This window comes from Chryseobacterium sp. 22458 (genome assembly GCF_052044975.1).
Classification (GTDB): Bacteria; Bacteroidota; Bacteroidia; order Flavobacteriales; family Weeksellaceae; genus Chryseobacterium.
The window spans coordinates 1,080,332-1,103,859 of record NZ_JBQEOA010000001.1 but is presented as its reverse complement, the minus strand read 5'-3'; the positions used below and the strand labels follow the sequence as shown (position 1 = coordinate 1,103,859).

Genomic DNA, 23,528 nt, shown 5'->3' with positions numbered 1-23,528 from the left:
GGATGAGTAATTCATTATACCCCGTATTTTTAAAACTGGAAACTCTTTCTCTGCTTATCATCGGAGGGGGCAAAGTGGCACTCGAAAAATTAGAATCCGTACTTGGCAATTCTCCGGAAACCTCTATAAAACTGGTCGCCAGAGAGATTATTCCAGAAATAAGGGAGCTTCAAAATCAATTTCCGGATATCAAACTCTATGAAAGAGCTTATCATGATCATGATTTTAACGATATCGACCTGGCTATTATAGCCGTTAATGATATTGAATTGGCAACAGAGATCCGGACAAAAGCACAGCAGAGGAATGTACTGGTAAATATTGCAGATAAACCTGATTTATGTGATTTTTATTTAGGATCTGTTGTAAAAAAAGGAAGCCTTAAAATTGCTATCTCTACCAACGGAAAATCTCCTACCATTGCCAAACGGTTAAGAGAGACATTCACAGAAGCCATCCCGGACGAAATGGATCTTGTTCTGGACAATATGCAGAACATCCGCCAACAGCTGAAAGGAGATTTCGATTATAAGGTCAGAGAACTGAATAAAATCACCACACAATACCTGTCTGACGGAACGCCTTCTCCAAAACCGGATCTGGAGATCGAAAAGCTGATCAATATTACTAAAACAGCCCAGAGAAGAGCCAATATTTACCTGGCAATCATAGGATTGATGATTTTCTTCGGAATATTCGGGCTTGTAGTGTACCAGTTCAATCTTTCCGGTGACATTCAGCAGTTTCTCAGTAAAGACGGTCATATTTTTTACTGGATGCTGTTTGCCGGTTTTATGGCAGAAATTGTAGCCGGATCAATGGGAATGGGCTATGGCGTTATCTGTACAACCATCCTGCTCTTGCTGAATGTACCGCCTCCGGTTGTGAGTGCAAGCATTCATTCCGCAGAATCTTTCACCACTGCAGCCGGAGGATTCAGTCATTATAAACTGGGAAATGTTAATAAGAAAATGGTTTGGGTTTTGTTTCCGCTCGCTATCGTTGGTTCTATTATCGGAGCCTTAACTTTATCACATTACGGAGAACATTATGCCCATATTGTAAAACCTGTTATTGCATGTTATACGCTATATCTTGGACTCAATATCCTTAAAAATGCATTCAAAGACAAAAAAAGGAATGCTGTAAAAAGCAAGCGCAGGACCAACCTGAGAGTATTGGGATTCATCGGAGGCTTCATAGATTCCTTTGCAGGCGGTGGCTGGGGGCCATTGGTAACGGGAACACTGATCAAAGAGGGAAGGATTCCCCGGTATGTGGTAGGCAGCTCAACAGTGGCTAAGTTTTTACTGACTGTCACCAGTGCCGTCACCTTTATCTTCACCATCGGAATCCACCATTGGAATATTGTATTAGGTCTTCTGCTGGGAGGTGTTTTTACAGCGCCGTTTTCTGCGATGCTTACCTCAAAACTTCCCACCAGAAAGATGTTTGTGGTAGTTGGAATAGTGGTGATCCTGATGAGTATGGTTACTATTGTCAAATCGCTGTTTTTATAAATGGTTTAACCACAAAAATCACAAAAGTTTTTTGAACACTTAAGTTATTTAAAGTGAAAAGCTTTGCGCACAGAAGTCCCACGTAAGTTTGAAATCTCTGTTTTTTTTTATTGTATATTACTTCTGTTGTACTTTTATCATTCAGTTAGGAATCTAAATTCGGCTATAAAAATATAGTTTAACCACAAAGTCACAAAAGTTTTTGAACACTTAAGTATTTTAAGTGACATGCAGACCGTTGATAAGCGCACAGAAGTTTCATGAAAATCTTTGATTTTCATCTTAAGTGTACTGAAATTATGCAGGATCATTTTTAAACTTCTTAAGTGAACTAAAGTGTTTTAAAAAATCACAAAAATCCTGAACAATTAAGTTATTTGAAGTGACAAGCTTTGCGTATAGAAAGTACACTTAAGGTTTGAAAATCTCTGATTTTCTTCTTTTAAACCATTAAGAAGTGGTTAAGAAGATAAGAATATTAAGACAGAATTTCGCTTTAAGAATTACAACTTAAAAAATCTTTGATTTTCATCTTAACTTACCTTAATACCTTAACTCTTCTTAATGGTTTAAAAATATAGTTAACTGCATTTGAAAATCTTGATTTTACCTTCAATTTCTTAATGGAAAAAATGTCTAACTTTAATCCTATGAAAACAAGTGCCGGTATTTTACTGTTTAAGAAAGAAAAAAATGATTTTTATTATTTTCTGGTACATCCCGGCGGACCATTCTGGAAAAATAAAGATGAAGGAGCATGGTCTATTCCGAAAGGAGAAATACTTCCCCATGAGGATCCCTTAGAGCGTGCCCTCACCGAATTTCAGGAAGAAACCGGAACAGCCTTAACGGAAGGGATATTTACCGAATTGCAGCCTGTCAAACAGAAAGGAGGAAAAACAGTTTATGCATGGGCTCGGGAAGGAGATCTTGAAACTTCCGGTCTTTACAGCAATACTTTTTCTATGGAATGGCCTCCTAAATCCGGGAAAATGATTGACGTTCCGGAAGTAGATCAATGGGAATGGTTTATCTCCGCAGAAGCCAGAAAAAAGATCAACGCTGCACAGCTTGCCCTGATCATGGAACTGGAAGAACGATTGAATAAATGAGGTTGTTATTTTAATTAATTCCTCATATTTAGCGTATAAATACTGAATCAGATGCCATGAAAAGTGCTTACTTTTAATCCGTAACACTTAAAACCAGAACCATGAAAAAATTAAACAGAAAATCTTTGAAAAACATTACTGGAGAACTCGGGATAGAATTGAACCTTCCTCTTCCTGTAGGAGTCTGCCTGGGGAACCTTATTTCTTTATGCCCTCCGCATTCACATTGTAGAGCAGATGAAAGATGTTATCCGGATGTTGCGGGGCCTTGTATCAATGGGCTGTGTCCTGCAGGTTATTCCTGCCGTAACGGAGAATGTGTCAGATAAAATTATTGAATTTAAAATGCCTTTATCAGTATTTGATAAAGGCATTTTTATTTTGTATTATTTACGGTCAATTTATAATTTCACTTTGATACCGATCACTTGTAAGGCATTTGATGTCAGGTAAATATCATCAAAAACAGTAAGCGATTCCACATCGTCAAACCCAGCCGGCAACAGGTCGGTTTTATTGAAGGACAATTCTATGGAAGGATCATACGAAGCCACAATCCTAACCTTTGAATAGCCATTGTAATCTACTTTAAAGCCTTCAAACATACAATGCTGTTCAGCTTTCTGATATTCTGCATATTCTTCAAAACCGGCTGTAGTAGTACTTTTTCCGTCATTATGTTCAAGCGATTTCCATGAAATGTAATTCTTAGGCTCTTTCAATACGTTTCCGTTTTCATCTACAGGAACAAACATCCCCAGATGAAGGGATTGTTTCAGAAAATTCGCATAGTTCTTCATCAAACTTAATATCTGAAGATCGGCATATCCTTCGTTCGAATAATATTCAATAACGAAAGTAGTCATCGGTATCAGCTTGTGTGAAGCATCAGTCGGCATAATTGGTCTTTGTCTTTTTTTGGGCGAAAATAATATTTTTATTTGCTTTACCCAACGGAATAGCATGATTTGGATGGAATTTATACAGATTCTGAATAACAATAACTCCGGAATATCTGTTATTTTCCTGCAGTTTTGAAGGGCAGTAATGTAATTTTAAATCATACCGATCTTATTTTTTATTACATTTAGAAAATACAATTTCAAATCACATAGCATGACAAATTCTGAAGACTTTTTATCTGTTTTGGAGTCTGATACTGAAGTGTTTGGTACCGAAATAGCAGAGCAGGTAGCCGATAAGCTGGAAAAAGGTTTCTTTCTGGGATACCGCCATCGTGATTATTGCGGTATGGCCATGAGCTACAGCACAGAACAGCATTTCCTTTATGGCGAATTATATGACGGAATAGAGTTTTCGTTTCCTCAGGTATTTAAAAGCAGAAATTCATTTGTAAAATGGCTTTCTTCACAGTCCACGGCATCTCTGGCCCGGCTGGATGCTGATGAATTTTATCAGGGGAATCAGATCATTACGAGAAAACGCCTTTTGGAATTTATCAATGAACGATCACCGGTTTAACGAGAATAGATCTGAATATTCTTCCAATTATTAAATTATTATCATGAAAAAGCTCAATATTCGTTTTGTTAAAAACATTGAAAGAAAGTTTAGGTTTCCCGTATCTTTTAAGCCTATGAATAGCTCTTTTATCTGTTTATTGATGGTTTTTATTTCCTGTAAACCTGATCCTGCCGCTGTAACCAAAACTTCCCAAAAGTCTGCAAAAACTACAGATTCTCTTTGCTGGAAAGATTTCCGATATGGTGAACTTCCTCCCGTAGGAGCTTATGATGCTATTGACAGCCTGGTCAAAAAATGGGGTTTATGCTATGAACGCATTGAAGCCGGATGTGAAATTACAGACAGCATGAAAAACCTGAAGAAGCAGTATCAGGCTTCAAATGAGCTGTATTTTGAAAGCCTTGAAAAGAAACTGGGAAAGAACTGGAAACAGGATTTTGATAAAGAACTTCATACATTAGACAGCATCAACTGGATCAGGATTAAACGGGAAATGGATTCTCTGAACCGGAACCAGACCCACTAAATTTTATTTGCGGTTTGTTTATATGATAAAGAAGCGGTGCCTGAAGCATTTAATTTAAAAACATTATCTTTACGTACACCAAAAAATTATTAATATGTCATTCATTACACCAGAAGGAGCCAGGAAGGCTCAGTTAGATTCATCAGAAAGGAAACCTGTGGCCAATGCGCTGCTTGCAGGATCAGAAAACATTTCAAAATACAACAGCGGAGTATGTCATGATGTAGTAGCCTATGCACTTTATATGTATGGTGCAAAAATAAGTCCTTCAGAGCTTGCCGTGTCTGTAGGACAGGGATGGCTAAACAAGTTTAATTATTTCGGAGGCGATAAATGGGACGGATATTCCATTATCCCAAAAGGAAAAGCTATCGGCTTCTACAGACTTGTTGATAAAACATTCTTCCATTCAGCCATTACTACAGGGCATATGAATGATATCCGTTCTGTAAACGGATTCTCTCTGGGATCTGCATGGTCTGTGCCTGTGGATATGAAATGGGTTTTAGGAAAGAAAAATGAAGATGGAACCTTCAACTATGACGGAACCAAAATAGAAGTCTATATCTCGCCTTTATAGCAGATATAAAAAAATAAAACCTCCTTAGATTTGTAAGGAGGTTTTTTTATTGTCAAAAGGCATATTGTCTCATCATGCTGATATTATATTCTCTTAGCAGCCATATTCTACATAAACTATTGCCTGATCTTTAAGGCTAAAACTTATTCCTATATCACTCAGGAAATAATCTGAAAAAGTAATGTCAGTTACAATGGTTTCATCATTCTCAATATAAATAGATACATCCATTATGTCCAATCCGTCAAACCATCGTTTTCCAACGTTCTCCATTTTATTATCAAAATCGGACCTGTTATAAAAATCAATCAGGTCATTCTCTATTTTCCCTAACCATTCTATCTGGGATATAAGTTTGTATACCCAATCTGATTCAATAGATTTTTGTAATGTATTACTTACGAAAATAGCAAGATTATGGTCATTATTTTCAAGATTCTTATTGGCTACAACAATGTACTTTACTGTGTCTGATATTGTAATTTTAAAATAATCGTCCTCACCTTGCCCGGGAATTAGAATATCATCCCAATATAACTGGGTCGCAGGTTTAACAAGTTTTGCCTCCCGTAAATCCTTATAAAGTTTTACATTGTATATATTCTTCTCAAGATCTGAAAGCAATTTTTCTAATTGGGCAGCTTCATTCTTGTTGGCCGGTATCTCTCCTGATTTTATCACTTCAATAGCAGCAGACCGGTTTCCTACAAGGGTATAAAGCTGTGCAAGGATATAATCTTCTTCAAAATTCCTGTTTTGTTTTTGTAAAAGATAAATCAGATCGTAAAGTTGCTCTACAGATTGTTCAGAAGCATTTGATTTTTTAAATTCAGCTTTAGCAGTATTGAAAATCTGAGTTATATTTTCCATTTTAAATGTTTAATAGTGATAAAATGCAAGAATAAAGTAATAAGTAGCTTTGAACCCATTATAATTATCGAAATACACTTGTTGGTTGGCCAAAGTCTAAGCATTACTGCATTTCGGGCAGATACCACTGATGATAAAATTATATTCCTCAGCAATAAAGTGTTCCGGTAGGCTAATTTCCGGGATTGCATTTTCAATACATGTTACTGAATGACATTTTTTGCAATTGAAATGAACATGGTTATGAAAATGTTCTTCATGGGTACATTTTCCGCTGCATTTTGCAAAGTTCACCACACCGTCTACGTTGACTATTTTATGAATAGCTCCTTCATTTTCAAGCCTTTCCAGTACACGGTAAATAGTCACTCTATTGCAAAGTTCTCCAAGCTTCTTCTGAATATCAGAGTGGGTAAGTGCTACGTCTGAGTCATTGATCAGGTTTAAAATTTCCGTTTTTGCATGCGTATTTCTGACTTGTTTCATATTTTAATGCAACAAAGTTGCGTTATTTAGTTTTTTATATTTACTTTTGCAACAAAGTTACAATAAGAAAATTAAATCCCTGCGTTTATGAAATCAAAAATTCTTGATGCTGTAGGAATCTCCGCTGCTGTTTTATGCCTGATTCATTGCATTGTATTTCCATTATTGCTTATTATTCCTCTTGGAATATCACACAACCCCTATATTGACCTGGCTTTTCTGATCATTGGAGCCATTGTTGTTATCAATGTCACTAAAAAAACAAAAAACCGGAAACTGAAGCTGTTATTTTGGCTGTCTATTACCCTGATATTCATTTCTGTGATGACAGATCTGATCTTTGATTTCCATCTTCCCCTGATCTATGCTGGAGCTGCAGGACTCATTACAGGACATATCATCAATTTTAAAAATCATCAACATTAAATCTATGACTCAAAAACTGCCTGTAACGGTACTCAGTGGCTTTCTGGGAGCCGGAAAAACCACTCTGCTGAACCATATCCTTCACAATAAACAAGGCTTGAAAGTAGCCGTCATAGTGAATGATATGAGCGAAATCAATATTGATGCACGTCTGATAGAAAACCAGAATACACTTTCAAGAACGGAAGAAAAACTGGTAGAAATGAGTAATGGCTGCATCTGCTGTACCCTTAGGGAAGACCTCATGACAGAAGTGGAACGCCTAGCGCTTGAAAACCGTTTTGACTATCTGCTGATCGAAAGTACCGGGATCAGCGAACCTGTTCCTGTAGCCCAAACCTTCACCTACATTGATGAGGAAAGCGGAATTGATCTTTCCCGTTTCAGCTATATAGATACCATGGTAACGGTGGTGGACTGTTTTAATTTTATGAAAGATTTTGGTTCGAATGAGTTGCTTGCAGACCGCCACCTTACTGATATGGAAGGAGATTACCGAACCATTGTTAACCTTCTGACTGACCAGATTGAGTTTGCCAATGTTATCGTTCTCAATAAGACAGATCTGATTGATGCTGAAACACTGGGTTTTCTAAAAGCTGCTGTCAAAAAACTGAATCCTGATGCCATCATTCTTCAGTCAGAGTTTGGAAAGGTTGATCTGCAAAAGATTTTAAATACAAAACTTTTCGATTTTGATAAAGCCCAGACTTCTGCCGGCTGGCAAAAGGAGCTTCAGGCCGGTCATCATACTCCTGAAACAGAAGAATATGGAATCAGCTCACTGGTGTTCAGAGAGCAGAGGCCTTTTCATCCTATGAGGCTATGGAATTTCCTTAATCATCAGTATCCTGAGGGAATTATCAGAGCGAAAGGTTTATTCTGGCTGGCTTCAAGACCGGATGATGCCCTGAATTTTTCTCAGGCCGGGGGATCTTTCCGTTTGGAAAAAGCAGGAGTCTGGTGGTGCAGTATGCCAATGAGCCATAGGATGCATTATGCTTCATTTGCAGAAAACCAGGAATTCATAGAGAACATATGGGATAAAAATTGGGGAGATAGAGTCAATGAGCTTGTCTTTATCGGACAAAATCTTGATAAGGATCAGATGCTAGCCGATCTCCAGGATTGTCTTATCAATGAGCGGGAAAAAGAACTGTTTGATAAAAAACAAAGTTTTGAAGATCCTTTTCCCAAAAATATTTAAAATGAGCTTTTTATTTATGTGAAAGACATATAATGATGAAAGCTATCCATAGATAATTACACACATTTTTTTCATACACATATTTTACATTTTTAACAGGTTTGAGACAAGGCGGATATTTTTTCCGTCTTGTTTTTTTCTGAAAGCTTACAGTGTATTGCTTTTCAACGCCTGAAAGACATATTCTTTATAATTGGTTCCAATCGGAAGTTCCTGTTTTCCGATTTCTATATCATTAACTGTAAATGCGGTTATTTTTCTTTGATTAATAATAAAAGATCTGTGAATACGTAAAAAACGATAAGGTTTCAGCTCCTGTTCCATATCACTGATCTTGTATTTGGTGACTATTTTTTGATGGGTACAGTGAATGGTTATATAGTCTTTAAAACTTTCCACATATAAAATATCTTCAATATAGAGTTTATGGAATTTTCCACCGGATCTGATATAAATATACTGTTCGTCAACAGATGCTGCCGGTTGTAAGGGCTGTACCTGAACGGTTCTCAAATAACGGTCTATAGCTTTGAAAAAACGGTCAAAAGTAATAGGTTTCAAAAGATAATCCACAATATCCAGATCATATCCTTCTAAGGCATATTCACGGTAAGCTGTGGTAATCACTACCGCCGGAGGATTTTTGAGTGTTTTTAAAAAATCAATCCCGGAGATTTTGGGCATTTTAATATCCAGGAAAACAAGGTCTATGGTTTCCGTTCTCAATACTTCCAGTGCTTTGATGGCATTGTTGCAGGTAGCGGTTACTTCAAACATATCCAGTTTTTCCAGGTGACCTTTCAACAGCTGGATAGCCAAAGGTTCATCATCCACTAAAAGACATCTTATTTTCATCATCTAAGCTTTATTAATTCTAAGGTCCGTTATTGACAGTAAAGTTACAAAAGTACTTTCATGAATAAAGGTTTTAAATTCATGGTTCCCAGGATAAACAAGTTCCAGCTGTTTATATATATTATCCAGGCCGATTTTATCATTTGAATCATCATGCTCTTTAGCGGTAAATGTATTGGACACCCTGAAATGAAAATTTCCTTTATTCAGCAGAAGCTTGATATCAATAACCGGATTTCCGATATCTTCACCGGCGCCATGTTTAAAAGCATTTTCTACAATAGACAGCAGAATGAGAGGCACAATATCCAGATCTTCATCAATATGATGCTTAAAATTGATCATCAGACGTTCATCATATCTTAATTTTTCAAGCTCAATATAGTTTTCCAGCAGTTTGATTTCTGTGGAAACCGGAACAAAACTGCCGTTGCAACGATATAATACATGGTCTAAAATTTCTGACAACCCGGCGATCGAAGGTGATGTTACAGGAGAGTTGGCCAATGACAATGCATAAATATTATTCAGGGTATTGAATAAAAAATGAGGATTGAGCTGGGCCTTCAGAGCAGTAAGCTCTGCTTTGGTCTTTTCTTTCTCCAGCCACAATGTCCGCTGCTTTACGATGTACTGATCTTTCACCAGTTTAATGAATCCAAAAATCCAGGCCAGCGAAAAGTTCTGAAGGAAATAGATAACTACCAGCTTTCTGATGTCTGTAAGGATTTCCACTACAGATTCCTGCTCAAATGGTGGTTTTCTTATAAGCGGCTCCATGACGTGCACTACCATAATCCTTGAAAAAGCGCTGATTGCATAACTCCCGATTATAAACCACAGCATGACAACAATATAATGATCACCCTTCAGCAACTTTGGAATAATGATATACGCCACAAAATAGGAAGCCATCATATAGAAAGACAGATAAAATGTATTCTCAATGAGCATATCCCGAAGGCTGGTTCCTTCCTGATACTGAGGAACAATAAACACCACCAGCCAAAACAGGAGATGGCTGGAAACACGGTAAACCGTACTGTAACGTATTGCTTTTTCTAAAATCGACATTTCGCATCAAATATACCATTTCATTGAAATAATAATCACAGGTAAAGATGAATACTCTGAATATAAATACCAATACATCAAAACTGAAGACGAAACAGGTTTACATCGTTACAGAAACCATCAGCATGCCAATGAAAGCTATCCGGCATCACAAATAATTTTGAAAACAATAATACTACATCTTCGCAGCATGAAATTCTTAAAATAATGAAAGCTAAAAAGATTACAATAATGATTATCCTGATGTTTTGTATCCTGCAAAATACAGTAACCGCTCAGGTCATTAAAACAGTCATAATTAAAGGCAGGGTACTGAACCGGCAAACTCATTTACCGTTGGAAAATGCTTTAATAAGCCTGTCTTCAGTTCAGAATCCTGACAAGAAGCAAAGCAGTAAGACCAATAAAAGTGGAGCGTTTGAAATGCAGACGGAAGCAGGTGAGTGGAATATCTCCATAGATTTCAGTACTTTCAAACCTGTTACATTGAACAACCAATCAGTAACGAAAGATCTTGATCTTGGAGATCTCTTTTTAAATGAAAATTATCAGCTCCTAGAAACAGTAACGGTTTCCGGAGAAAAATCCGGTCTCTCCCTGAATCTCGATAAAAAGGTATTCTATACAGGAAAAGATCTTCTGGCTAAAGGTGGAAGTGCCAATGACGTCTTAAACAATGTTCCGTCAGTAAACGTAGATGTGAATGGAGCTGTGAGCCTGAGAGGAAATTCAGGAGTAAGGATACTGATCGATGGTAAACCTTCTGTAATCTCCCTGAATAACGGCCTGGAACAAATCCCGGCCAGCCAGATAGAAAAAATAGAAGTAATCACCAATCCTTCCGCAAAATATGAAGCTCAGGGCAATGCAGGAATCATCAATATCATATTAAAGAAGAATACTTTATCAGGCTTAAACAGCTCTATACAGGCCGGAGTAGGAGATCCCGCCAACTATAACGGAAATATAAATTTCAGCTATAAAAAAGAAAAATTCAATCTGTTCGGTAATATAGGAACCCGCTTCAGAAATCTTCACATTAAAGAAGACAGAAATCAGACCACTCTGAAGAATGGTGTGAAAAATCTGCTCCTCCAGAACAATGTGACCAACAGGCGTGACCAGGCTTATAATTTCTATGTAGGCGGGGATTATTACATCAATGATAAAAATACACTGACCGGAAGTTTCTACCACAGCACCCTGATCATCAACAATCACATTGATTATCAATACAATTACTTTAACCAGTTGAATGTGCAGGACAGCCTGATCCATCGTTATGAGCATTACAGGGAACCCAAAAAGTACAACCAGCTGGAACTGAATTATGTGAAAAACTTTGAGCAAAAAGGAAAAACCTGGACCACAAGCCTACGCTATGATTTCTGGAATGATGATGAAAACCAAAACATTAATCAGTACAGATTATTGCCTTCCCAGGTGTCAGCACCTAAACTGGTTACCCGAAATATAGAAAGCAGCAATGATATTTTCGTTCAGAGTGATTATGTATATGAAAAAAATAACAGTAAACTTGAAGCAGGAATAAGAGGAGATTTCCGGGCCATAAAAAGTGATTATCAGACTGTATCAGACGATATTTTATTACAGCAGTATAATAATAAATTAAATTACAACGAAAATTTAGTAGGAGCTTATATGCAATGGGGGAATAAAATTAATAAATGGAGCTATTTATTAGGATTACGTTCAGAATTTTCCATCATCAGAATTTCTGACCGGGCCGGTATTTTCACCAATAATAAACAGTACATAGATTTTTTTCCTACTGCTCATTTAGGATATGCATTAAAGGAAAATACGATTTTACAGCTCAGCTACAGCCGGAGAATAGACAGGCCCGGGTTCTGGCAGCTTAACCCTTTCGGAGGACTTTCAGACCTGCGCAACCTTACCATTGGAAATCCGGATCTTAATCCCACTTATACCCATTCATTAGAATTTTCAGTGCTCAGTAAAATCAATAAATTTACGATTACTCCTTCTGTTTATTACAAAAACACCGCCAATTACTTCCAGTATGTCCTGCAGCAGACGGAAGACGGAAATTTTCTGCGCACACCGGTCAATCTGGATCATGAAGAAAGATACGGGCTGGAAGTATCCTCTACATACAAACCATTCGGTTGGTGGAATCTGGCACTGAATTTCAATTATTACGGCTTCAGACAGCAAGGAAAGTTTGAAGGGAAGGAATATGGATCGAAGGACGAAATGTGGACAGCACAGCTCAATTCAAGGATGAAACTACCCAAAAATCTTGCTATAGAGTCTGTATTTACTTACAGAAGCAGCTTTCAGGATATACAGTCTGTAAATAAACCGGTATATAAATTGAATGTAGCCGTGAGCAAAGATCTGTTTAAAGAGAAAATGACTCTTAGTATTGCCTTTAACAATATATTTAATTCTCTGATTGAAAGACAGGAACTTAATACACCTGATTATCAGCTGCAGTCCACAGCATATGGAGTAGGGAGAATCATCAACCTGACTGCCAGCTATCGTTTCAATAGAAAAAAGGGAGATAAGGATCGTTTACCGGAAGAAAATTAAAGTATTATAAGAAACGGATCATCAACTTATTCTACAAGGACATTGTTATTTTCCGTATCTGATTTACCTGAAACCTGCAAGGCGGAATGATAGTGTCTGCCTTGCTTTTTTTGATTTATAGAAGATTTTAAATTTCTCCCATTACAAACATATTTTCCATAGTAGGAGTTTTACTTCCGCCTTCTTTTTCGAGTGTGATGGCAAAAGCCTGCGCTTTCGAAATATTAGCCAGAGCAATTCTGCTGTCTTTATCTTCAGTGTACATTCCTGCGCTTACAGGCTGGCCGTCTTCAATAGCCCAGAGCTGATACTGCATTCCTTCAGGAGCTTTAGGAAGTTTTTCCGCATTCAGATATACTTCTTTTGTTTTTTTGTTCCAGAAAACCATGGCTTTGGCTTCTGTATGTTTTTCTACACCCTTTAGTATCACCATCTGCATATCAGGATTGGAAAACATATTAATTTTCCGGTTCATTTTTTCCATAGCCTGATCCTGTTGTTTTTTATCAGCTGCCATTAAAGCTATTTCTTTTTGATTGTCAGATTGGGTATTCATCCAGTATACGTTTCCGGCAACACTTACAAGAAACAGTACAGATGCAGCTATTGCATACGTTTTCCAGGATGTGTTTTTCTGTATTTTCTCCTGTTGTATATTTTCCTTATGTTGTTTTGGTTCAGGAATATCTGCTGAAAGAGCAGGAGGAACTTCTTCAACAACCTGCTCCTGCTGAATTCTGTTCCAGATTTTAGATTTCAAATCCCTCGGAGGAGTTACAGCCTGTGCTGTTGCGAGGTCTTCCAAAGTTTTCTGTGTCTCCTCAAAAGCTGCTTTTACCTCAGCATTATTTTTCATCACACACTCCAAAATCCCTGCCTCTTCAGGAGAAGCATGGCCAAGAATATAAGATTCTATAATTCCGGATGATATGTATTCTTTAGTGTTCAATTTATTGATAGTCTTTTAGCAAATCTTTTAATTTCATCAGTGCATTCCGCATTTTCGTTTTTACCGTTCCCAGCGGTATTTTCAGTTTTTCGGATATTTCATTCTGGGTATATCCCTGATAATAAGCAAGATTCAGAAGCTCCTGTTTATCTTCTTCCAGACTTTCAAGCACATTATCAAATCCAATATAATCGGATGTATTATTGACCGTTGAAAGTTCTGCAGTATTATATACGAAATCCGGTAGTGATTGGTTTTTAAGCTCATTCTGAAAACTTTTGGATTTTAAATAATCAATTGCCGTATTTCTTGCAATATTGATCATCCATGTGTAAAACCTTCCTTTGGAAGCGTCATACTGATGAATAGAGTTCCATATTTTAACAAAAACATCCTGAATAACTTCCTCAGTATATTCTTTAGACTGAACGATCCGGAGAATGATCCCGTACAACGCACCGGAATAGTGGTCATACAGATAATGAAAACCAGTTTCGTTTTTTTCTTTTAGCAAAACGATAAGTTCGTCTTCCGAATAGGTTGTTTTAATAGCTTTTATTTTTCAGGTCAAATGTAATAAAATAAATCATATACCCATCAAAATCCGAAATATCTTTTATTTCGTATATGTTTTCCTGAAAATTACTGAAAAATATTCAATATGAAAATTAGATTTCAGGAGTTAAATTTTATTTTTCAATAAAAATAATACACTACAAATCAGATAGTTATAATTTATTTTGTTTTTTTTCAATCTAAAATAAAACCAGCCTCGTAAATGATTTTAAAAACACATTCAATATAATTAACTAAAAATCAACGCAATGAACACACATTCAAGAATCACAGTTTTAGCAATGATAGTTTTATCATTTGCTTTCAGCGGGAAGGTAACTGCACAAACGATGAAAGAAAAGACAGTAATGGTAGGAGGAGCTCCAATGTATCCATCCAAAAATATTATTGAAAACGCCATAAATTCTAAAGACCACAAAACACTTGTAGCAGCGGTAAAGGCTGCAGGTCTGGTAGAAACATTACAGGGAGCGGGTCCTTTTACTGTATTGGCACCTACAGACGCTGCTTTTGCAAAACTTCCAAAAGGAACAGTTGAAAACCTGGTAAAGCCTGAAAATAAGGCAATACTCACTAGCATATTAACGTACCATGTACTTCCCGGAAGATACAGTGCTAAAGAAATCTGGGCTGCTGTAAAAGCTGGAAACGGAAAAAGCATGATGAAAACAGTACAGGGCGAAGAACTTATTTTCTGGACTAAAGGAAAAGACCTCTACATAAAAGATGCTAAGGGAAACAGTGCCAAAGTAACTATTGCAGACGTAAACCAGTCTAATGGAGTGATCCATGTCATCGATACGGTTTTAATGCCTTAATAATTGATCAGGATAAACAGTATACTGAAATATGCTTTTTATCTTATTTCCTATTAATCCGAACACTAAAAAAAATAATCATATGAAAAGAACAGTTCAGGTATCTAATGCGGGAGCAAACCTTGATACCAGCAGAAGAAATTTTCTAAAATTAAGCGGAGTAGGGCTAGCCATCGCAGGCCTTACCATAATAGGCTGTGATGACAACGATGACTTTCAGATGATGGAAGAATCAAAATATGATCTTGGAACAGGAGATGTGGGTATTTTAAATTATGCCTATGCACTGGAGCAACTGGAAGCAGACTTTTACACGAAAGTAGTTAATAACTTCTATACAGGAATTTCCAGCATTGAAAAAGAAGTTTTTACAGACCTTTATCATCATGAAGTAATACACAGGGATTTCTTTAAAGTAGCCATCAGCGGTGCTACAGACCATGTCCTTCCCAAGCTGGAATTTCAGTACCCGAATGTGAATTTTAATGACCGGAATTCAGTACTGGCTACTGCAAAAGCATTAGAAGATACAGGAGTGGCAGCTTATAACGGCGCCGGAAAATATATTTCCAATCCAACTTATCTGGTTATTGCCGGTAAAATAGTTTCGGTTGAAGCCAGACATGCTTCTGCAATCAGGAATCTGATCAATCCCGGATCTGCAGATTTTTCAGGAGATGATGTAATAGATGCTAACGGGCTTGACCTTGCAAAAGAACCGAAAGATATTGTAATGGCTGCCGGAGCATTCATTAAAACACCTTTTACCTGGAAAGAAAGAGGTATCATCTAATCATTCACCCTTAAAACTCATATTATGAATATTCTTCGATTACTGGATAAGCTTTCCCATGATAAATTTTTCACAACGGAGGCATCAAGACTTGAAACTCTTACGAATATCTCATTATTCGGAAAAAAAGCAGCAGTAGCAGCAGTACCACTTGGATTAGGAACATTGATGGCAACTCCAGCCAAAGCAGAAACCACGATAACAGCAACCACAGGTGCTGCCTTAAAAAGTACACTTACAGATGCTTTACAGCTGGCACTGGTTCTGGAATATCTGGAAAATGAATATTATGCTATAGGATTATCCACACCAGGACTTATTCCCAATGGTGACAGAACGGTCTTCATGCAGATCTCCAAACATGAATCAGCCCATGTCAGCTTTCTGAAAAGTACACTGACTTCTTTAGGAACCACTCCGGGAAGTAAGCCTACTTTCGACTTTACCGCCAATGGTAGTTTTACTCCTTTTACAGATTATAATCAGTTTCTCACTCTTGCGCAGGCTTTTGAAGACACCGGGGTACGGGCTTATAAAGGGCAGGCAGGAAATGTAATGTCGAATAAAGTCGTACTTCAGGCAGCCCTTCAGATTCATTCTGTTGAAGCCAGACATGCTTCACAGGTAAGAAGAATGAGAGCCAATAAAGGATGGATTGAACTAGCTAACGGGGGAAATATGCCGTCAGCAACCAATCCTGTGTATGCCGGAGAAGACAATGTGAACCAGGCAGGGTATAATACAGGAACTTTATTTGGAACAGCAGCAGGTTCTGCAGCTTATGATGAAATTTTAACAGGAAGTGATGCACAGGCTATTGCTTCCCTTTTCATAGTTTAGTTGTGATATGGATGATGGTGAAGTGGTGAGTCCATTTCCGGATTTGCCGGAAATGGACTTTTTTCAAAATAATCTTCAGGCATTAAAAAAACACACAATCCGACATTCATCAGTCATATGGAATAATTATTGCCGGAATCCACATACCAGGACCAATTTATTTACCATGAAAATAGCCACTTACAACGTTAATGGAATCAACGGCCGGCTTCCGGTTTTACTGCAATGGCTCAAAGAAGCAGCTCCGGATATCGTCTGTCTTCAGGAACTGAAAGCTCCACAGGAACGTTTTCCTTTAAAAGAAATCAATGCTGCCGGTTATCAGGCCATCTGGAATGGACAGAAAAGCTGGAACGGGGTAGCCATTCTCTCAAAAAATCTGGAAATTACGGAAGTACAACGGTCACTTCCAGGTGATTCTGAAGACCTTCAGAGCCGGTATATAGAAGCAATTATCGATCAAATGGTGATCTGCTGTCTGTACCTTCCCAACGGCAATCCTTATCCGGGACCAAAATTTGATTATAAACTCTCATGGATCAAACGATTTAAAAGACGGACCAATCAGTTGATCAGCATGGAGCTTCCGGCTATTCTGATCGGTGATTTTAATATCATTCCGGAACCGAAGGATGTCTACAAACCTGAACGCTGGGAGAATGACGCACTGTACAGAAAAGAAGTAAGGAAAGCCTTTAGAGAATTGCAGAAAAAAGGCTGGCTGGATTCTATCCGGGCCCTTTATCCTGAGGAACAGATCTATACATTCTGGGATTACTTATATAAAGCTTATGACCGCAATGCAGGAATGAGGCTTGATCATATTTTATTGAGTCCTTATCTCAGCCCACGATTAGAATCAGGTGGAGTAGATGTGCATGTACGGGGATGGGAAAAAAGCAGCGATCATGCTCCCGTATGGATTGAATTAAAAAAATAAAGGACTGATATATTTTACCAGCCCTTATAATAAATTATAGATACAAATAACTAAGCTTTCTTTCTGCGGCCTGAAACCTTGCGGTCCAGATCCTTGATGTCCTGTCTCAATTCACGGAACATTTCTTTAAAATTATAGCTTTCATAATCTCCCGGTTCAAAATCTTCCGGGAAAATTCCAGAAGCATACTGCCAGATTTCCACCACTTCTTCGAAAGGGATGTCATAAGGCTCATAGAAGGAATTGTCTGCACTTACACAGATTGCATTCTCTTTTTGTTCTTTGAAACGTTTATAGGTAATCCCATCATTTAAAGTAACGAATACATAGGTTTTACCGGGTTTCAGTTCACTGATTCCCTCTACATATTTTCCTACAATATAAGAACCGTTTCTGAACGGCGGCATAGAATCTCCATCTGCCGGGAAAGCTCTGTATTTCCCATTGGTAAGGAAAGGAAGAGCAATTCTTTGAAGCCCTTCAATATATTCTACATCACTATAGCCTTCCAGATATCCCATAGATGCTTTCTGGGGAATAATTTCTATGGTATCATTCCCATGATTGTCTACAGCAACCGGAAGGACGATCCTGTTATCCGGAAGCTTCAGCATCTCATCCATCGGGTATTTCTCAATATCTACCGACAGCAGAAGGTCAATACTTACATGGAAATATTTGGAGATCCTGATCAGCAGCTCAATGGGTGGCTCAGAGATCCCGTTCTCATATTTAGAATACCGTACCCGGGAAATTGTAAGTTCATCAGCTACGTTTTGTTGGGAGAGTTTTCTCCTTGCTCTTAAGAAGCGTATATTATTTGAAAAAATTGACATTGATAAAAGTATGTCAGCAAAAATACAAAATTTGATTTTCGTGATCAATGATCAGAGCAGGTTTTACCTTAATAAATGGATAAATTGATCCGATATTTTTAAATTTTCAGAATTTAACCCATTTTCCGGTGTAAATTTTTGTGGCGCTGAAGCCTTTTTATAGCCTTTATGATTATTTTTTGAAGGCATTGAAGATTAATCATATAAAAACAATATTTGATGTAAAATATTAACTCCAATTTTGACAAATTGAGTTATATTTTTTAACATTTAGAAAATCAAACAGATATACACAATAATGATATTTTCATAAAAACACCTTTATATTAATGAAATATTAAATTATAAAAATATTTGATTATTTTATTCGAAATAATATGTAGTTATTATAATTATTCATATATTCGTGATGTAATAATCATATAAAATTATAGTTATGAAAAACTTAAAAAAATTAGACAGAAACGAGCTAAAAACTATTTCAGGTGAAGGACTTCTTGATCCAATCGGAGGATTGATCGGAGGACTAGGTGGAGTAGTTGGCGGTGTATTAGGTGGTGTAGGAACAATCGTTGGCGGTGTTGTTAACGGTGTAGGTTCTACAGTAGGTGGAGTAGTTGGCGGTGTAGGTACCGTTGTAGGAAACGCTCTTTGCCAGACACAGTGTGTAATCAACGGTGTGATCCACATCAGATTACTAGAGTGTGGTACTACTTGCTAGTCGGCAGTCCCATTAAAAGTTAAAAAAGTATACCGCTCTTTTCAGAGCGGTTTTTTTGTGGAATGATAATTAATTTCATTTCCTATCAAAAATGCCGGAGTGAAAATTCCGGCATTTATTATTTATCTTTAATTGTAAGGCTATAGTCTGAATACTGTAACAGTATACGCTTTGCCAATATTTCCATTATTGGTAATCCTATAAGTATCAGCTGCAGTCTTTACCAGAGTGTAGTCAAACTGGGTAGCATTTCCTCCATCTGCACAACCAGTAACGTTGGGAAACTTAACACCCCAGCTTACCGATGCACCTGCACCTCCTGAAGAACTGGTAACGATTCCTACTTTATCTCTTGCTACCGAACTTTGGTATCCCAATGACATATCAGAGTAAATATAGGTGGAAATCATTGTTCTTCCACATGAATTACCTGCTCTGATAATCAGCATTCCGGACGGAATATTAATATTAGAAGGTATTGTCACGGTAGCGCTGCCCCCGGCAGGTATACCTACACTGGTTACAGTGTAACTGTATTTAGCAGAAACAACATCTCCGGTGATTTCATCTCTTACAAGGATATTATGATCTGCAGGCACCTGGTGCAGTAAATTCTGAATGCTCAGTGGCTGGTTGTTGGCTTCTATATCCAGTTTTCTCTGGGGATTGGTTTTCCCCACTCCCACATTTCCAGCCGATGATGCTACAAAGTCATTGAGCTGCTGTGCCGCTGAAGGATTGCCTGAGGCAGGATTATCTTTCCCGGCATCTACATGAAATACTCCCTGTACACTCGTTGTATTAATCCCCAACTGGGCATAACCGGCAGTAAAGAGAAATCCGTAAAGTATTATAAATAATTTCTTCATAATTTAATTTTTTAACCGATCATTATAGCAATGATCCTTTAAACATCAGGAGATTACAGACGGAAAATAGTTAATGAATAAGTTCGTTCTACATTCCCGTTATTCACAATCAGATAGCTGCTTGCCGTAGGTTTGGATACTGTATAATCAAACTGAGTACTATTGCCTGTACCACAGGTAGCCATGCCTGCAAACTTAACTGACCACACTCCGGAACCGCCACCACCACCGGGGATAGGTGCAATAGAGGAGGAGCCTACAACACTTCCTGCAATAGCTGTAGCATATCCCAAAGAAATGTCTGAATAAATAAAATTCGTAATCATATTCACTCCACAGGTGTTATTGGACTTGATTACCAGCATTCCATTAGGAATAGTTGCACTGGAAGGAATGGTAACAGTGCCGTTGGTTCCGGCAGGTATTGTAATACTTGTTGTATAGACATATCTCGCTGCCACCACATCACCATTCACGTTATTAATGGTCAGAAAGTCCTGGTCATTAGAAATTTGCTCCGGAAGGTTAGTAATTCTTAAACTCGCATTATTGGCGTTAATGTCTAGTTTCTTTTGAGGAGTTATAGTACCGATCCCAACATTTCCAGCTGAAGTGACAACAAAATCATTCAGCTGCTGCGCTGCCGTAGGGGCACCCGTTGCAGCATTATCTTTAGCCCCGTCTACATGAAGTATAGTCTGGGGATTAGTGGTGTTAATGCCAACCTGAGCAAAACTCAGAGCAGAGATTAATAGACCAAAAGCCGAAATTCTTTTTTTCATAATTTTTTATTTAAGGAGATTTTAATTTGTGTTTAGATAGAATCTGTGTTTGAGGCAGGTTACAGATGATTTATTCTGTTGCCATTATTCAAGTATGTAAGGGATTCTTAGTGCTTTACGGGACAGATTTGCCCAGATGTATCCCAGTCCTGGGACAGAAATAATATTTTTCCATTGTGTAATTTTAATGCAAATCTATTGATTTATTAAAATTTAACCAAATAATTGTCGATCAAATTATAAAATATTATACAAATAGAAAATATGTCATATTGATTTTAATTTATAAAGCTTATTAATTCTATAATCCTAAGTAATAATGATATATGAGTATAATCATGATCGTATTGAGAAACTGATGTACAATATCATCAAATTAAAATCTAGTTCATAACAGATTTAACCTGAAGGAGAAAGAAATTTATTTCTGAAAATCGGAAATATAGAATAATCATTAAAACAGGATTGACTGCTAACTTTACAGTAGGATGTAGTTTTAAAATGTTCTTGATCAGAAACAGAAAGTAAGAAACATATTCAATTTAACATAATATAAATTATAGGAAAAATAATAATCAATTATGGAGTATACCTAATCGCTCAGAATCCGTTATTTACCATATTTTCCTTCCAGATATGTTTTAACGACTTCCTGGAATTCTTCTTTGGTCATAAACCGATCTAAAAATTTCTCCAGGCTTCCTTCGTTTTCAATCTCCTGAAAATACACTTCATGGTCTGTACTATAAACAGTCGGATTAGACGGATCAGGATCTGACAGGCATATAAAAAAATGATCCGGATAGCCATAGAAATAAAATAAACATATAAATTCCATCTCAGTGCCTTCCACAACTTCACGGATTTCATGTTCTTCTACAAGCCCGTCAAGCTCTTCATAATCGTCTGTATTTTCTTTAAATGGCGTGAAAATCCAATTCCTGAAAAAATATTGCCCGTACGGCAACTCATGATCAGAAAAATAATGCTCCAGCAGATTCTCATAAAACTTGCCGGAATCTTTCTCATATACATCTTTATGTGACTCATAAAATGCATCAATCCCGTATACATCCCAATCTTTATCATAAAGATGATGATCAAACCTGATGCTCTGCCAGTTTTCTGCAAAGCTTTTATCATTACTTACGGCATCTGTATTTCCTCCTAAAATATTGATTCTCTTTATAATCTGCTCATTCATTCTTACTTTTTTAATATCCTTTTAGTGAATTATTTCCCATTCCACAGCTGATCTGTAATTTCTTCCCGGCTGAATTCAAAATAGTTTCCGTTTTTATCTTTATGGCTCTGAAACAACTTAATATCATATGCTAATCCATTCATTTTCAGGAATTTTGGATAAAAATCACTTCCAAAACATATATAATTGTAAAACAGCGATTTAAATGCTCCATTCTCAGCATCCAAAATTTCAAAAGTCTTTAAACGTCTCACAATTTCAGCCACTTCATCTTTTGTAAGATTGTTTACGATTTCCGGTTCAGGCAGACTAATGCTAAATGCAAGGTTTTCTGCTCCGTCACCTTCCCACCATTCCCAAAGGTTAAACTGAGATATATCTTTCCCGGTTATGCTATGAAGCCTGTCTTCCAGCTTTTTATATTCAACAGAATCCTCATCACCATGCTCATCGCACCACTCTGTATAGTCTAAAATAAGCTTTAATACTTCCGGATACCGCTTTTCTGCTGTTTCAAAATCGGGTTCTATTTCATCTCTTAATTTCATTATGAATTCAGTCTCAATATATTATGTTAAATCATTTGACAAATATCTCAGGTACTTTTCCCATTTATTTCTTTCTGTCCATTAAAAATACAAAATCTTGTCACATGGCAATGTTTATCCTTCTAAAAGGAATTAATTTTACTTTAACCAAAAAATAGAATTATATGAAACCCAAAATGATCTGGGCCAATCTGGCAGTTACCAACCTGGAACGCACCCAAAAGTTTTATGAAGCCATAGGATGTATTCCCAACAATCCTCACACTTCTAGCGAGTTAGTAAGTTTTTTCTTCGGAGATAATAATTTTGTGATCCATTTCTTTCTGAAAAATATCCTTGAAAAAAATGTGAAAAATGTGGCCTTCGGAGATTCTCAAACGTCGAATGAAATCATATTTACCCTTTCTGCAGAAAACAATGATCAGGTAGATCAATGGGCTGCAGAAATTAAAAATGCCGGAGGAACACTAGTTTCAGAACCTGAAAGTTTTGGCAACAATTATTATGGTTTTGTCTTTGCCGACCCGGATGGACATAAATTTAATGTCTTTAAGATGTAAAAATCCTGAAATTTGATTAAAGTGCATTTTTGCCCATAAATCCACGTTAATTTCAAACAGATAGTATAGGTTGAGGATGGGAAAATACGGCTTTTTTGGGCTTTTATCAATTTTTTGAACTCTAAAGTCTTTTTTTGATTTTTTTATAAGATTTTTAAATGGAAACATTAGATTTTTGAACCATTAAGAAGAAATTAAGTTGTTAAGTTTATTAAGGGAAATATCTAAGATATTCTTAAGGGTAATGCTTCATTCAAATTGATTTGAACCTTAACTGAATTTAAAATCTTTGAATAAAAAAGCAAAAATACTTTGCTTATCATAAAGAGTTTCGGGGGGAGGGTGGCCCCGCGACGAAAAAAAAACAACAC

At 37.0% G+C, this 23,528-nt stretch carries 27 protein-coding genes; 15 read left to right on the top strand and 12 right to left on the bottom strand.

Annotation, left to right across the window (positions count from 1 at the left end; translation table 11 throughout):
• Positions 1-2: 2 nt before the first annotated feature.
• From ACTJJF_RS04880 to ACTJJF_RS04870, 3 genes are all read left to right on the top strand, one after another.
• Positions 3-1,520, top strand: a complete 1,518-nt coding sequence (locus tag ACTJJF_RS04880) for a TSUP family transporter (protein ID WP_440698875.1) — start codon at positions 3-5, stop codon at positions 1,518-1,520.
• Positions 1,521-2,152: 632 nt separating this feature from the next.
• Positions 2,153-2,632, top strand: a complete 480-nt coding sequence (locus tag ACTJJF_RS04875; RefSeq protein ID WP_440698874.1) for an NUDIX hydrolase — start codon at positions 2,153-2,155, stop codon at positions 2,630-2,632.
• 101 nt (positions 2,633-2,733) lie between these two features.
• Entirely contained in the window at positions 2,734-2,961 is a 228-nt protein-coding gene (locus ACTJJF_RS04870) for a hypothetical protein (protein WP_312304895.1), read from the top strand.
• A gap of 72 nt (positions 2,962-3,033) precedes the next feature.
• Here the strand turns inward: ACTJJF_RS04870 and ACTJJF_RS04865 are convergent, their stop codons facing one another.
• Positions 3,034-3,531: a hypothetical protein gene (locus ACTJJF_RS04865; protein ID WP_440698873.1), complete on the bottom strand. Its 498-nt coding sequence runs from the start codon at positions 3,529-3,531 to the stop codon at positions 3,034-3,036.
• A 217-nt stretch (positions 3,532-3,748) separates the two neighbouring features.
• Between ACTJJF_RS04865 and ACTJJF_RS04860 the strand changes: the two genes are divergently transcribed.
• From ACTJJF_RS04860 to ACTJJF_RS04850, 3 genes are all read left to right on the top strand, one after another.
• The gene (locus ACTJJF_RS04860) at positions 3,749-4,114 is read left to right on the top strand and encodes a hypothetical protein (RefSeq protein WP_440698872.1); all 366 of its coding nucleotides are present in this window, start codon (positions 3,749-3,751) and stop codon (positions 4,112-4,114) included.
• 43 nt (positions 4,115-4,157) lie between these two features.
• A complete protein-coding gene (locus tag ACTJJF_RS04855) occupies positions 4,158-4,643 on the top strand; it encodes a hypothetical protein (protein ID WP_440698871.1) in 486 nt (161 codons plus the stop codon).
• A 94-nt stretch (positions 4,644-4,737) separates the two neighbouring features.
• A complete protein-coding gene (locus tag ACTJJF_RS04850; RefSeq protein ID WP_312304885.1) occupies positions 4,738-5,223 on the top strand; it encodes a hypothetical protein in 486 nt (161 codons plus the stop codon).
• A gap of 93 nt (positions 5,224-5,316) precedes the next feature.
• Here ACTJJF_RS04850 and ACTJJF_RS04845 read toward each other — a convergent pair whose 3' ends face one another.
• The gene (locus ACTJJF_RS04845; RefSeq protein ID WP_440698870.1) at positions 5,317-6,093 is read right to left on the bottom strand and encodes a hypothetical protein; all 777 of its coding nucleotides are present in this window, start codon (positions 6,091-6,093) and stop codon (positions 5,317-5,319) included.
• Positions 6,094-6,189: 96 nt separating this feature from the next.
• The gene (locus ACTJJF_RS04840) at positions 6,190-6,579 is read right to left on the bottom strand and encodes a Fur family transcriptional regulator (RefSeq protein ID WP_440698869.1); all 390 of its coding nucleotides are present in this window, start codon (positions 6,577-6,579) and stop codon (positions 6,190-6,192) included.
• Between the two features lie 87 nt (positions 6,580-6,666).
• On the opposite strand from ACTJJF_RS04840, the gene ACTJJF_RS04835 reads away from it, so the two are divergent.
• Complete coding sequence (locus tag ACTJJF_RS04835) at positions 6,667-7,005, top strand: MerC domain-containing protein (RefSeq protein ID WP_312304878.1); 339 nt, start codon at positions 6,667-6,669, stop codon at positions 7,003-7,005.
• A 4-nt stretch (positions 7,006-7,009) separates the two neighbouring features.
• Complete coding sequence (locus ACTJJF_RS04830) at positions 7,010-8,212, top strand: GTP-binding protein (protein ID WP_440698868.1); 1,203 nt, start codon at positions 7,010-7,012, stop codon at positions 8,210-8,212.
• A gap of 147 nt (positions 8,213-8,359) precedes the next feature.
• Here the strand turns inward: ACTJJF_RS04830 and ACTJJF_RS04825 are convergent, their stop codons facing one another.
• Together ACTJJF_RS04825 and ACTJJF_RS04820 are read right to left on the bottom strand one after the other, a co-directional pair.
• The gene (locus tag ACTJJF_RS04825) at positions 8,360-9,070 is read right to left on the bottom strand and encodes a LytR/AlgR family response regulator transcription factor (protein WP_312304875.1); all 711 of its coding nucleotides are present in this window, start codon (positions 9,068-9,070) and stop codon (positions 8,360-8,362) included.
• Entirely contained in the window at positions 9,071-10,141 is a 1,071-nt protein-coding gene (locus ACTJJF_RS04820; RefSeq protein ID WP_440698867.1) for a sensor histidine kinase, read from the bottom strand. It lies immediately after the preceding gene.
• A 207-nt stretch (positions 10,142-10,348) separates the two neighbouring features.
• On the opposite strand from ACTJJF_RS04820, the gene ACTJJF_RS04815 reads away from it, so the two are divergent.
• The gene (locus ACTJJF_RS04815; RefSeq protein ID WP_440698866.1) at positions 10,349-12,721 is read left to right on the top strand and encodes a TonB-dependent receptor domain-containing protein; all 2,373 of its coding nucleotides are present in this window, start codon (positions 10,349-10,351) and stop codon (positions 12,719-12,721) included.
• Positions 12,722-12,848: 127 nt separating this feature from the next.
• Here the strand turns inward: ACTJJF_RS04815 and ACTJJF_RS04810 are convergent, their stop codons facing one another.
• On the bottom strand, positions 12,849-13,670 hold the full coding sequence (locus ACTJJF_RS04810) for an anti-sigma factor (RefSeq protein ID WP_440698865.1): 822 nt from the start codon (positions 13,668-13,670) through the stop codon (positions 12,849-12,851).
• A gap of 1 nt (position 13,671) precedes the next feature.
• Positions 13,672-14,184, bottom strand: coding sequence for an RNA polymerase sigma factor (locus ACTJJF_RS04805; protein WP_440698864.1), 513 nt, complete (start codon positions 14,182-14,184; stop codon positions 13,672-13,674).
• A 310-nt stretch (positions 14,185-14,494) separates the two neighbouring features.
• Here ACTJJF_RS04805 and ACTJJF_RS04800 point away from each other — a divergent pair, with 310 nt between their 5' ends.
• The 4 genes from ACTJJF_RS04800 to xth all read left to right on the top strand — a co-directional run bounded on the left by ACTJJF_RS04800 (position 14,495) and on the right by xth (position 17,637).
• Positions 14,495-15,064, top strand: a complete 570-nt coding sequence (locus ACTJJF_RS04800) for a fasciclin domain-containing protein (protein ID WP_440698863.1) — start codon at positions 14,495-14,497, stop codon at positions 15,062-15,064.
• 82 nt (positions 15,065-15,146) lie between these two features.
• On the top strand, positions 15,147-15,857 hold the full coding sequence (locus tag ACTJJF_RS04795) for a ferritin-like domain-containing protein (protein ID WP_312304863.1): 711 nt from the start codon (positions 15,147-15,149) through the stop codon (positions 15,855-15,857).
• A 24-nt stretch (positions 15,858-15,881) separates the two neighbouring features.
• A complete protein-coding gene (locus ACTJJF_RS04790) occupies positions 15,882-16,697 on the top strand; it encodes a ferritin-like domain-containing protein (protein ID WP_440698862.1) in 816 nt (271 codons plus the stop codon).
• A gap of 166 nt (positions 16,698-16,863) precedes the next feature.
• Positions 16,864-17,637: an exodeoxyribonuclease III gene (gene xth, locus ACTJJF_RS04785; protein ID WP_440698861.1), complete on the top strand. Its 774-nt coding sequence runs from the start codon at positions 16,864-16,866 to the stop codon at positions 17,635-17,637.
• 50 nt (positions 17,638-17,687) lie between these two features.
• Here xth and ACTJJF_RS04780 read toward each other — a convergent pair whose 3' ends face one another.
• On the bottom strand, positions 17,688-18,473 hold the full coding sequence (locus ACTJJF_RS04780) for an XRE family transcriptional regulator (protein ID WP_440698860.1): 786 nt from the start codon (positions 18,471-18,473) through the stop codon (positions 17,688-17,690).
• Positions 18,474-18,909: 436 nt separating this feature from the next.
• On the opposite strand from ACTJJF_RS04780, the gene ACTJJF_RS04775 reads away from it, so the two are divergent.
• Positions 18,910-19,194: a bacteriocin-like protein gene (locus ACTJJF_RS04775; RefSeq protein WP_312306007.1), complete on the top strand. Its 285-nt coding sequence runs from the start codon at positions 18,910-18,912 to the stop codon at positions 19,192-19,194.
• A 140-nt stretch (positions 19,195-19,334) separates the two neighbouring features.
• Here ACTJJF_RS04775 and ACTJJF_RS04770 read toward each other — a convergent pair whose 3' ends face one another.
• The 4 genes from ACTJJF_RS04770 to ACTJJF_RS04755 form a co-directional block, all read right to left on the bottom strand.
• On the bottom strand, positions 19,335-20,063 hold the full coding sequence (locus ACTJJF_RS04770; protein ID WP_440698859.1) for a hypothetical protein: 729 nt from the start codon (positions 20,061-20,063) through the stop codon (positions 19,335-19,337).
• 53 nt (positions 20,064-20,116) lie between these two features.
• Positions 20,117-20,845 carry a hypothetical protein gene (locus tag ACTJJF_RS04765; protein WP_440698858.1) on the bottom strand — a complete coding sequence of 243 codons (729 nt, stop codon included), beginning with the start codon at positions 20,843-20,845 and terminating at the stop codon, positions 20,117-20,119.
• A 610-nt stretch (positions 20,846-21,455) separates the two neighbouring features.
• Positions 21,456-22,049, bottom strand: coding sequence for a hypothetical protein (locus ACTJJF_RS04760; RefSeq protein ID WP_440698857.1), 594 nt, complete (start codon positions 22,047-22,049; stop codon positions 21,456-21,458).
• Between the two features lie 29 nt (positions 22,050-22,078).
• Positions 22,079-22,597: a hypothetical protein gene (locus tag ACTJJF_RS04755; RefSeq protein ID WP_440698856.1), complete on the bottom strand. Its 519-nt coding sequence runs from the start codon at positions 22,595-22,597 to the stop codon at positions 22,079-22,081.
• 164 nt (positions 22,598-22,761) lie between these two features.
• Between ACTJJF_RS04755 and ACTJJF_RS04750 the strand changes: the two genes are divergently transcribed.
• On the top strand, positions 22,762-23,157 hold the full coding sequence (locus tag ACTJJF_RS04750) for a VOC family protein (protein ID WP_440698855.1): 396 nt from the start codon (positions 22,762-22,764) through the stop codon (positions 23,155-23,157).
• Positions 23,158-23,528: the final 371 nt, after the last annotated feature.